Origin of the sequence: Pseudomonas sp. LAMO17WK12:I1, assembly GCF_900177315.1 — a bacterium.
Lineage (GTDB): Bacteria > Pseudomonadota > Gammaproteobacteria > Pseudomonadales > Pseudomonadaceae > Aquipseudomonas > Aquipseudomonas marginalis.
This window is the reverse complement of record NZ_FWZV01000015.1, coordinates 185995-195333: the sequence shown is the minus strand read 5'-3', so window position 1 is coordinate 195333 and position 9339 is coordinate 185995. Positions and strand designations below refer to the sequence as shown.

Below are 9339 nucleotides of genomic sequence, written 5' to 3'. Positions count from 1 at the left end.
GGTGGCGTATCGAAATCCGGCTCGCCCACCACCAGGTTGATGATGGACTGGCCCTGGCGACGCAGCTCGTTGGCGCGGTCGGACGCGGCGCTGCTGGGCGATGGTTTGATGCGTTGCACACGGGCGGCGATGCGGGAGGCAGTCACGGGCGTTCCTCGTTGATGGCGTTGACAGGGGCCACAGTACGAGGCGCGGGGAAGGGCGCCATAAGATGAGTTCGTTCTGGTTTGATAGGCAGTGCTTATGGCTGGGGTTGCACTGTTGCGGTGCGTCCAGTCCTGGCTGCTCCGGGCGGGTGCCTTGGATCGGAGATCAGGGACAGCCATAGCAAAGCCTTATGGCTGGTTATACGGATGGCCTGTCTTTTGCAAACCTGCCAGGTGTACGCAAAACCAAATGTGGGAGGGGGCTTGCTCCCGATAGCAGTATGTCAGTCACAGATGCATCAACTGACACTGCCTCATCGGGAGCAAGCCCCCTCCCACATTTAAGGCATCACTTGTCCATTACATGAGCATCGCCATTTTGAACCTGCGCCGATTGAAGTATTTCGTGAAACTGGTCGACATCGGCAGCATGACCCAGGCCGCCGATGTACTGCATGTGGCGCAACCGGCGTTGAGCCAACAGCTGGCAACCCTGGAAGCCGAGCTGCAACAGCAGCTGTTGATTCGCACCAAGCGCGGCGTCACGCCGACCGAGGCGGGCAAGGTGCTGTATGGGCATGCGCAGATCATTTTGCGCCAGTGCGAGCAGGCCCAGAGCGATATCAATGCCACCGGCCAGGCGTTGTCCGGGCAGGTGTCGGTGGGGCTGGCGCCGGGTACTGCGGCATCGGCGCTGTCGTTGCCGTTGCTGCGCACCGTGCGTGAGCGCCACCCTGGCATCCTGCTGTACCTCAATGAAAATTTCGGTACCACCTTGAGCGAGCTGATCATGAACGGCCGTATGGACATGGCCGTGCTGTATGGCGGGCGCGAGGTGCATGGCCTGAGTTTTGTCTCGCTGTTGCGCGAGCCGCTGTACCTGGTGAGTGCCGACCCGGCGATTGCCACGCGTGAAGAAGTGCCCCTGGCCGAACTGGCCGACATGGACATGCTGCTTCCGCGTCCCTACAACGTGATGCGTCGGCTGGTGGACGAAGCCTTCCTGCGCATCGGCCTGAGTGCGCGGGTGGTGGCCGAAATTGAATCCTCGACCACGCTGACCGCCGCCGTGGCCGACCATTTCGGCTCGACCATCCTGCCGGAGTCGTCGGCGCGGGTGATGGTGGCGGCCACTTCGGTGCACATGTGCCGCATCGTCGAACCCGAGGTGGAGGCGCCGCTGGCGCTGTGCCTGTCGGGGCATTTGCCGTTGTCGGTGCCGGCCCAGGCGGTCAAGGCGATCCTGCTGGAGCTGGTGGCGAAGATGCGTGGCAGCCTGATTTGAGCGGTCATAAGGTCGGCTTATCACCCCAAAGCCAAAGCGTCTTGGCCGCTTTTCGAGGGGCTCGGTAGATTGGGCCCATCCACTCAAGACACGCTCGACAGGCAGGGGCCATACATGGATTCAGCACGTATCAAGGGGTTGATGGATTTGCTGGCCGAATCCGATCTGCTGGAACTGAGCCTGACCGAAGGTGACAGCACGCTGCGGCTGTTCAAGCAGGCAGGTCAGGTGATCACCAGCGTCGCGCCGGCCGTGACCGCAGCGCCAACACCCGCAACCCCCGTGGCCAGCTCCGCCGTGGAGATCAAGGCCAGCCTCTATGGCGTCCTGCACCTGACGCCCGCCGTGGGTGAGGCGCCGTTCGTCAGCGTGGGCCAAGCGATCGAAGCCGGTCAGACCGTGGCGGTGATCGAGGCGATGAAGATGTTCCATCCGGTCAAGGCCAAGGTTGCCGGCAAGTTGGTTGAGATTCTTGCCCAGGCCGGCGTCGAAGTCGAAGCGGGCCAGGCCCTCTTCCGGCTCGGTTGACCCCCACGCGTATTCGTTATTCAGGTGAATTCAATGTTCGACAAAGTGCTGATCGCCAACCGTGGCGAAATCGCCCTGCGCATTGCGCGTGCCTGCCATGGCCTGGGCATCAAGACTGTGGCGGTACACTCCGAAGCGGACCGCCATGCGCAGTATGTGCAAAACGCCGATGAGTCGCTGTGCATCGGCCCGGCCGCACCGGGCCTGAGCTACTTGAACCAGACGGCGCTGCTGTTTGCCGCCAGGGTCAGTGGTGCCCAGGCGATCCACCCCGGTTACGGGTTCCTGTCGGAAAACGCCGGGTTTGCCGAGCGCATCGAAGCGGCCGGGTTGACCTTTATCGGGCCGAGCGCCGCATGCATTCGCACCATGGGCGACAAGGTGGCAGCCAAGCGCGCCATGCGTGAAGCCGGTGTGCCGTGCGTGCCGGGGCCGGATTCGAGCATGCCGAGCGACGATGCGAGCATCCTCGCCATCGCCGCCGACATCGGTTACCCGGTGATCGTCAAGGCCGCCGGTGGCGGCGGCGGTCGCGGCATGCGCGTGGTGCAGGCAGAGGCCGAGTTGTTGGCGGCCATCGGTCTCACTCGCGAAGAAGCGCGGTTGGCGTTCGGCAACCCTGAACTGTATATCGAGAAATTCCTCGGCCACCCCCGGCACGTGGAAATCCAGGTGCTGTGTGATGCCCATGGCCATGCGATCTGGCTCGGCTGCCGCGACTGTTCCCTGCAACGCCGCCACCAGAAAGTCCTGGAAGAAGCGCCGGCGCCGGGCATCGATCCCGCGCTGATCGCCACGGTCGGCGAACGCTGCGCCGAGGCCTGCCGCCGCATCGGCTATCGCGGCGTGGGCACTTTCGAGTTTCTGTATGAGGACGGCGAGTTCTTCTTCATCGAGATGAACACGCGCCTGCAAGTGGAGCATCCGGTCACCGAGATGACCACCGGCATCGACATCGTCCAGCAGCAACTGCGCATGGCCCGCGGTGAAGTGCTCAGCGTGCGCCAGGAGGACGTTCAACTGAACGGCCACTCCCTGGAGTGCCGCATCAACGCCGAGGACCCGCTGACCTTTATGCCGACCCCCGGCCTGATCCAGCGTTGGGAAGTGCCCGGCGGCTTTGGTGTGCGGGTCGATTCCCATGTCACCACCGGCTACCGCGTGCCGCCGTACTACGACTCGATGGTGGCCAAGGTCATCACCCACGGCGCCACGCGCGAAGACGCCATGGCGCGCATGCGCCTGGCCCTGAGCGAGATGGTCGTGGAGGGCATCAGCACCAACATTCCGTTGCACCGCGAGATTCTGGATGACCCGGCGTTCTGCGTCGGCGGCGTCGATATTCATCACCTGGAGCGCTGGTTGCAGCAAAGGAGTCCGATATGAACACCGCCCCTGTCATCAGCCTGCTGGGCTCCAGCGCCTTGCTCTTCGAGGCGCCGGGCGAACTGGACCTGGCCCCGCAGCAGCGCATCTGGCGCCTGGCCCTGCAAGCCGGCGAATGGCCCGAGATCCACGAAGCCGTGCCCGGCATGAACAACCTGATGCTCACCTTCCTCACGCCGCCCCGTGAACTGAACGGCCTGTGCCAGCGCCTGCTGGAAGCCTGGGAACAGAGCCAGCCGCTGCCCCTGGAGGGGCGCATCGTCGAATTGCCGGTGGTGTACGGCGGCGAGTTCGGCCCGCACATGGCGGACGTGATCGCCCACACCGGGTTGGATATCGAGACCATCGCCAACCTGCACTGCGAACCGCTGTACCCGGTGTACGCCCTGGGCAGCCACCCCGGTTATTGCTACCTCGGCGGCATGGACCCGCGCCTGGCCACGCCGCGGCGCCAGGTGCCGGTGCTGACTATCGGGGCGGGCTCGGTGTCCATCGGCGGGGTGCAGACCGGGGTGTCCGCCTCGGCCGGCCCCAGCGGCTGGAACACCATCGGCCGCACTGAAATGGCGTTTTTCGACCCCGCCCAAACCCCGCCCGCGATCTTGCGGCCGGGGGATTTCCTGCGCTTGCGCATCGAGAGGATCATTCGATGATCGAGATTTTATCGGCCACCGCCCTGGCCACCGTGCAGGACTTCGGCCGCTTCGGCAGCCTGGGTTATGGCGTGGGCACATCGGGCGCCATGGACCACCTGGCCCTGGCCTTGGGCAACCTGTTGCTGGGCAATCCCGAAGACGCCGCCGCGATTGAAATACCGCTGTTCCCGTTCGAGGTACGGCTGCTGCAGGACTGTGCCTTTGCGGTGACCGGCGCCGCTTGCGACGCCACCCTGGACGGCCAGCCCTTGCCACCGAACTGGGTGTGCCAGGGCCGCGAAGGCCAGGTCTTGAGCCTGGGCTATCCGACGTCTGGCAGCCGTGCCTATCTGTGTTTGGCGGGCGGGGTGGATGTGCCGTCGGTACTGGGTTCGCGCAGCACTCAATTGCGCGGCGAGTTCGGCGGCCTCGACGGCCGCGCCCTGCAACAGGGTGATCGGCTGGGGGCGCTGCGCCCCGGTATCAGCCCGTTGCCGCTGGATGTTGGGGTGCTGGCGCCAGGCCTGGCGCTGCCGTTGCAGGTTGATGGGGTGCCTGCCATGCGCGTGTTGCCCGCCGCCGAATACGAGCGCTTCCAGGAGGCCTCCCGCGCGGCGTTCTGGGCCGGTGAATGGAAGATCACCACCCAGAGCAATCGCTACGGCTACCGAATGGAAGGCCAGCCGCTGCTGCCCATTGCACCGATGGAAATTCGCTCCCACGGCATCGTGCCGGGGGTGATCCAGGTGCCCCACGGCGGCCAGCCCATCATCCAGATGCGTGACGCCCAGCCCAGCGGCGGCTACCCCAAGTTCGGCAGTGTGATCGAGGCCGACCTGTGGCGCCTGGGCCAGGCGCCCATCGGCGGCAAGGTGCGCTTTATCGAGTGCAGCTACCTGGAGGCCGTCGAGGCCCTGGAAACCAATCGCGCGTATCTGCGGGAAGTCAGCCGCCTGCTGGAACTGCACCGTGAAGGAGTGAAAGCATGACCCTTGAGGAAATTCGCCAATTGGCGCTGTGGCTCAAGGAGCACCACCTGGCCGGTGCCGAAATGAGCCGCCCCGGTGTGCACCTGACGCTCAAGCGCGGCGCCTCGGCCGGCGCTGTTGCGGCGCCTGCCGTGGCCGTGGTTGAAGACCAGGTGCTGCGCACCACCGGCCTGGGCCGCTTGCTGCTGACCCATCCCCAACTGGATCAACCGTTCGTGGCGGTGGGCGATCAGCTCAGCGCCGGGCAACTGGTCGCGCTGCTGCAAGTGGGTGAGTTGCTGTTGCCCTTGCGCGCGCCCCGCGCCGCACGGGTCGTCGATGTGCGCGTGCCGTGCGGCACCACCGTCGGCTACGGCGAAGCCTTCCTTGGTGTGGAGTACCCCGCATGAAGATTGATTTGAACGCCGACCTCGGCGAAGGCTTCGGCCCGTGGCGCATGGGCGAGGATGAGGCGCTGATGCACCTGATTTCATCGGCCAATGTCGCTTGCGGTTTCCATGCCGGCGACCCGTTGATCATGGACAACACGGTGCGCCTGGCCAAGGCCGGTGGCATCGACCTGGGGGCGCATGTGGGCTTCCCGGACCTGATGGGCTTTGGCCGTCGGCAGATGAACATCGAGATCAAGGAACTCGCCGCCCATGTGATCTACCAGCTCGGCGCGCTCGCCGGGATCGCGGCGGTCAACGGCCATCCCATGACCCACATGAGCTTCCACGGCGCCCTGGGCAATATGGCCGCCGCCGATGCGGCGCTGGCGGAGCCGTTGGTGCGGGCGGTGGCGGCGTTTGACCCGACGCTGATCATCAGCTCCTCCAGCAGCCGCGCCATCGAGGGCGCGGCCGAGAAGTGCGGCCTGCGCGTCGCCACCACGTTTCTCGCCGACCGCGCCTATGACGACGATTGCCTGCTGGTGCCGCGCAAGGTCGACGGTTCGGTGATCAAGGAGCCGGCAGCGGTGCTGCGCCGGGTGCGGCAGTTACTGGAGGAGGGCACCGTGACCGCCCTCAGCGGCAAGGTGCTGCGGGTGCCGGCCCATTCGATCCTGCTGCATGGCGACACCCCCGGCGCGGTCGAACTGGCGCGCACCATTCGCGCCGAAATCGAGCAACTGGGCGGTCGCATCACGCCGATTTCCCAGCTGCTGGCCGCGTCATAAGCAGGCCTTATCGCCACACAACCATTGCGTCTTGGTCCAGCGCCCGAAGGCTGGATAGAGTCGAACCATAACCCGTAGCACAAGGACCACCCCATGCCATTTTCCGACTACAAAACCGCGCTGGTCACCGGGGCTTCCTCCGGCATCGGCGCCGCCGTTGTCGAACGCCTGTGCCAGGAAGGCGTGCAGGTGCATGCCCTGGCTCGTAGTGCCGACAAGTTGCAGGAACTGGCGGCCAGGACCGGCTGCATCGCCCACGCCATCGACGTGACCGACCTTGCCGGGTTGACCCAATTGTTCGCCGAGAACACCTTCGACATCCTGGTCAACAACGCCGGCGTCGACAAACCCGGTTCCCTGCTCAAGGCCGACGCCGACGGCATCGACCTGCTGATCGACGTCAACCTGCGCGCCGTGCTGCACCTTGCACGGCTGGCGCTGCCGGGCATGGTCGAGCGCGACTGCGGGCACATCATCAACATCAGTTCGATCGCTGCGGCCTACAACTTTGGCGGCAACTCCACCTACCACGCCACCAAGGCGGCGGTGAGCATGCTTTCGCGCCAGTTGCGCATCGATGCGTTCGGCAAGCGCGTGCGGGTCACCGAGATCTGCCCGGGTCGGGTCGCCACGGATATTTTTGCCCACGTGCACGGCGATTCCGAAGCCACCTACAAGCGCTTCGTCGAGGGCTTTGAATTGCCCCTGGCCGAGGACATCGCCAATGCCATCGCCTTCGCGATTGCCGCGCCGATTGCGGTCAACATCGGGCACATGGAAATCACCCCGACCTTGCAGGTGCCGGGCGGGCTTTCCACCGCCCGGCCCCAGGACTACCAGGGCTGAATCCGAGCCCCGGCAAAAGAACGGATCGATCCGTCAGCGCTGCATCCCGCCACGGCCACGCCGGGTGATTTTGATTTCTGCCCTAGCCCAATGCCGATAGGGATTGACCATGAAGCAAGACTTCGATTTGGCCGCGATTCTGCAAGGCGAGTATGCCGAGCTGATCGTCAAGGGCATCGAAATGACCTTGCAGCTGGCGCTGTTCGCCTGGCTGCTGGCGATGCTGCTGGCGCTGACACTGGTCACGGTGCGCCTGACCGGTAACACGCTGGCCGACCGCCTGGTGGCGGGGTATGTGTCGTACCACCGCAATGTGCCGACCCTGGTGCAACTGATGCTGTGGTACTTCGGCGTGCCGACGCTGCTTGGCGAGTCCACGCAACTGTGGCTGGCCAACCACAACACTGAATACCTGTTCTCGGTGATCGCCCTGGGCCTGTGCCAGGCTGCGTATTTCTGTGAAGACATGCGCAGCGGCCTGCGCGCCATTCCCGCCGGGCAGACCGAAGCGTCCAGGGCCCTGGGCCTGGGCTACGTGCGTTCGATGCGCTACGTGATCCTGCCCCAGGGCGTGCGCAACTGCCTGCCGTCGCTGATCAACCACACCGTGCTGCTGTTCAAGAACACCAGCCTGGCGATGGCGATCGGCGTGATGGAACTGACCTACGCCAGCCGCGAAGTGGAGAACTACACGTTCCGCACCTTTGAGTCGTACCTGGTGGCCACGGTTTTCTACCTGGTGTTTTCACTGCTGCTGATGGGCGCCGGGGCATTGCTCGCCCGTCACTTCAGCAAAGCCCTGGCGAGGTAGACCGCGATGTTCGATATGTTTTCAATCGTGCAGCAGAACTGGACGCTGTTCCTGATCGGCCAATACCCCCACGGCCCGCTGGGTGGCCTGGTCAGTACCCTGATCCTGGCGGCGGTGGCGTTGCTGCTGGCGTTCCCGTTCGGCCTGCTGCTGGCCTTGGCGCGGGTGTCGCCGTGGAAGGGCTTGTACTGGGTCGCGACAGTGTGGGTCTATGTGCTGCGTGGCATCCCGTTGCTGATGGTGATCTTCTGGACCTACTTCCTGGTGCCGTTGCTGATCGGCCATAACATCACCGGCTTCATGACCATGCTCTGCACCCTGGTGATCTACCAGAGCGCCTACCTGTGCGAAATCATTCGCGGCGGCATCCAGGCGCTGCCGGCCGGGCAGTACGAGGCGTCCCGCGCCCTGGGCCTGGGCTATGTGCGCACCACGGTCTGGGTGATCCTGCCCCAGGCGCTGTACAACGCGCTGCCGAGCCTGATCAGCCAGTTCATCTCGATCATCAAGGAAACCTCCCTGGGCTACGTGATCAACGTGCAGGAAGTGACCTTCGCCGCCAACCAGGTCAACAACCAGCTGCTGACCAAGCCGTTCCAGGTGTTTTTCATCCTGGCGATCATCTACTACCTGCTGTGTTTCGGCCTGACCCGCCTGGCCGGTTGGGTGGAGCAACGCATTGCCCGCAAGCGCCTGGGCGATGGCGGGCAAACCGTGGCGGGCGGTCCGTTGCTGACCACCGATAATTGAAGAGGGCTGCGCTCATGCATCCAATGATCATGTTTTCGAAAATCAATAAATGGTACGGCGAGTACCAGGCGCTTACCGACATCACCGCCGAGGTGCAACCCGGTGAAGTGGTGGTGCTGTGCGGCCCCTCGGGTTCTGGCAAGTCGACGCTGATCCGCACGGTCAACCGCCTGGAAGACATCCAGGCCGGCCAGATCCTGTTCGATGGGCAGGACGTGCACGGCACCGACGCGCAGATCAACCGCCTGCGCAGCCGCGTGGGGTTTGTGTTCCAGAGCTTCAACCTGTTCCCGCACCTGTCGGTGCTGGAAAACATCACCCTGGCGCCGAACAAGCTGCGCAACCTCAAGGGCGCCGCTGCCAGGCAGAAGGCCATGGAATTGCTCGACCGCGTCGGCCTGGCCCATAAGGCCGGTGCTTACCCGGCGCAGTTGTCCGGCGGCCAACAGCAGCGCGTGGCGATTGCCCGGGCATTGGCGATGGAACCGCCGGTGATGCTGTTCGACGAGCCCACCAGCGCCCTCGACCCGGAAATGGTCGGTGAAGTGCTGAGCGTGATGAAGGGCCTGGCCAAGGACGGCATGACCATGATGTGCGTGACCCACGAGATGAACTTCGCCCGTGAAGTGGCCGACACCATCTGGTTTATGGACGCGGGACAGATTCTGGAAAAGAGCAGCCCCGATGCGTTCTTCACCCAGCCTTCGCACCCGCGAGCGCAACGTTTTATCGCCGACCTGCGGGCCCATTGAGCTGCGGCGGCTTTGCTCCCTCTGCCATTTTTGCTGGTCCAACTTTCTGGAG

11 protein-coding genes and 1 pseudogene are annotated in these 9339 nt (G+C 64.5%); 11 read left to right on the top strand and 1 reads right to left on the bottom strand.

The annotated features are described in order from the left end of the window. Positions 1 to 146, bottom strand: a pseudogene (locus B9N88_RS32455) (aspartate transaminase); the annotation flags it as partial. A gap of 379 nt (positions 147 to 525) precedes the next feature. On the opposite strand from B9N88_RS32455, the gene nac reads away from it, so the two are divergent. From nac to B9N88_RS26335, 11 genes are all read left to right on the top strand, one after another. Beyond that, positions 526 to 1431 (top strand): nitrogen assimilation transcriptional regulator NAC, encoded by a 906-nt coding sequence (gene nac / locus B9N88_RS26385; protein ID WP_027608096.1) that lies wholly within the window; start codon positions 526 to 528, stop codon positions 1429 to 1431. 114 nt (positions 1432 to 1545) lie between these two features. After that, complete coding sequence (locus B9N88_RS26380) at positions 1546 to 1959, top strand: acetyl-CoA carboxylase biotin carboxyl carrier protein (protein WP_027608097.1); 414 nt, start codon at positions 1546 to 1548, stop codon at positions 1957 to 1959. 33 nt (positions 1960 to 1992) lie between these two features. Then, positions 1993 to 3345 (top strand): acetyl-CoA carboxylase biotin carboxylase subunit, encoded by a 1353-nt coding sequence (accC, locus tag B9N88_RS26375; protein WP_027608098.1) that lies wholly within the window; start codon positions 1993 to 1995, stop codon positions 3343 to 3345. After that, positions 3342 to 3998 carry a 5-oxoprolinase subunit PxpB gene (gene pxpB, locus B9N88_RS26370; RefSeq protein WP_027608099.1) on the top strand — a complete coding sequence of 219 codons (657 nt, stop codon included), beginning with the start codon at positions 3342 to 3344 and terminating at the stop codon, positions 3996 to 3998. The genes accC and pxpB overlap by 4 nt, the downstream gene beginning before the upstream one ends. Next, entirely contained in the window at positions 3995 to 4969 is a 975-nt protein-coding gene (locus B9N88_RS26365; RefSeq protein ID WP_027608100.1) for a 5-oxoprolinase subunit C family protein, read from the top strand. Before pxpB ends, B9N88_RS26365 begins: the two co-directional genes overlap by 4 nt. Then, positions 4966 to 5358 (top strand): biotin/lipoyl attachment domain-containing protein, encoded by a 393-nt coding sequence (locus B9N88_RS26360; protein WP_027608101.1) that lies wholly within the window; start codon positions 4966 to 4968, stop codon positions 5356 to 5358. Before B9N88_RS26365 ends, B9N88_RS26360 begins: the two co-directional genes overlap by 4 nt. Further along, positions 5355 to 6128: a LamB/YcsF family protein gene (locus tag B9N88_RS26355; protein WP_027608102.1), complete on the top strand. Its 774-nt coding sequence runs from the start codon at positions 5355 to 5357 to the stop codon at positions 6126 to 6128. Before B9N88_RS26360 ends, B9N88_RS26355 begins: the two co-directional genes overlap by 4 nt. A gap of 93 nt (positions 6129 to 6221) precedes the next feature. Continuing rightward, positions 6222 to 6974, top strand: a complete 753-nt coding sequence (locus tag B9N88_RS26350; RefSeq protein WP_027608103.1) for an SDR family oxidoreductase — start codon at positions 6222 to 6224, stop codon at positions 6972 to 6974. Positions 6975 to 7083: 109 nt separating this feature from the next. After that, positions 7084 to 7785: an amino acid ABC transporter permease gene (locus B9N88_RS26345; protein WP_027608104.1), complete on the top strand. Its 702-nt coding sequence runs from the start codon at positions 7084 to 7086 to the stop codon at positions 7783 to 7785. Between the two features lie 6 nt (positions 7786 to 7791). Beyond that, the gene (locus tag B9N88_RS26340) at positions 7792 to 8535 is read left to right on the top strand and encodes an amino acid ABC transporter permease (RefSeq protein WP_085205429.1); all 744 of its coding nucleotides are present in this window, start codon (positions 7792 to 7794) and stop codon (positions 8533 to 8535) included. A 23-nt stretch (positions 8536 to 8558) separates the two neighbouring features. Further along, on the top strand, positions 8559 to 9287 hold the full coding sequence (locus B9N88_RS26335; RefSeq protein ID WP_178110279.1) for an amino acid ABC transporter ATP-binding protein: 729 nt from the start codon (positions 8559 to 8561) through the stop codon (positions 9285 to 9287). The last annotated feature ends 52 nt before the right edge of the window (positions 9288 to 9339 follow it).